Source organism: Xanthomonas populi (assembly GCF_002940065.1).
GTDB lineage: Bacteria > Pseudomonadota > Gammaproteobacteria > Xanthomonadales > Xanthomonadaceae > Xanthomonas > Xanthomonas populi.
The window spans coordinates 1-1,054 of the sequence record NZ_MDEJ01000285.1 but is presented as its reverse complement, the minus strand read 5'-3'; the positions used below and the strand labels follow the sequence as shown (position 1 = coordinate 1,054).

The following is a 1,054-nucleotide window of genomic DNA, read 5'->3' as shown; positions in this document are numbered from 1 at the left end:
CGGCTGACGTCACTGGGATAGCGTGCTCTCATCTCCATATGATCGGATAATTCGGGAAGACTTTGAACGGGCTCTTAGCATCTTCGTAGGCTTCTCTCAGGGTGAGCGGTCGGGAAACTGGCTCGTACTCGAATTGTGAATCTGCGCGCTCGATGAACTGGCAGAACGCCTCAGTGAGCGGAATACTCTGGCACCATGTCTCAATAAACATGAATTGCCCGGCCTCATTGACCTCCAGGAAGACCCATTGATCATTCCCATCGACGATGAAATCAAATCCGCCGCTGACAATGTCGAGCCGCTCCATGAGGTTGAGACATTTCTGGTAGATCTCTTCGGGAAGCACCACTGGCGCTCACGCCTTAATGCCGTCCTGTCCTATTCTCCAGTCGAGGTCTCCACCGCCCAGCGTGTGGGACTCAATCCTCACTCCGCCGTAGAAACGACCAAAGAACTGGATGCGCGCCTCATACTTTTTCGGAACCTTGGCTTGGAAGATCCCTGGAGTCGACGCTAGCAGGCTATGCTCGGGCAGTAGCTCTGCCGTCACCTTCGCGGTGAATGTCTGGGTGACTGAACCTTGCTCTTGCCACACATAGCCTGTTAGTGGCTTGTAGATATACTCCCCGGCACCTTCGATGAAGGCACGAATTTCTCCAGGGCTGTTGCTAATCAGTGTTCGCGGAATGAATAGCCCGACAGCCTGCGCTGCCAAGAGCTGATTAATCTTCAGGTCACTGGCATCTGCGCTAGTGCCCTTATTAATCCAGAACGCGTTCCTAAAGAGCGACTTGTGCGCATGGAACGCCGCATCCAGCTCCATCTGGACGAACTGGCGATCCCTGACGTCGATGACCTCCGGAACTTCCGGGACACGCCGACGCCTGTTCCAGACGACACCGATGTCATCTCCATTAAACTGATGCTCCCCTGTGCTGATTCGCACATCCGCATGCCTTTCTGCATACTTGATACTGACCCTGAGGTATCCCCACGTTTTTCAGCCCATGACCATCTGGTTGTAGACGTGTTCGGGCAGTGTGCGTAATCGCTC

At 54.2% G+C, this 1,054-nt stretch carries 2 protein-coding genes; both read right to left on the bottom strand.

The window, feature by feature from the left end; all coding sequences use genetic code 11:
• Positions 1-28 precede the first annotated feature (28 nt).
• Positions 29-349, bottom strand: coding sequence for a hypothetical protein (locus XpopCFBP1817_RS20855; RefSeq protein WP_244171296.1), 321 nt, complete (start codon positions 347-349; stop codon positions 29-31).
• A gap of 6 nt (positions 350-355) precedes the next feature.
• Entirely contained in the window at positions 356-946 is a 591-nt protein-coding gene (locus XpopCFBP1817_RS20850) for an ATP-grasp domain-containing protein (RefSeq protein WP_128418492.1), read from the bottom strand.
• Positions 947-1,054 lie beyond the last annotated feature (108 nt).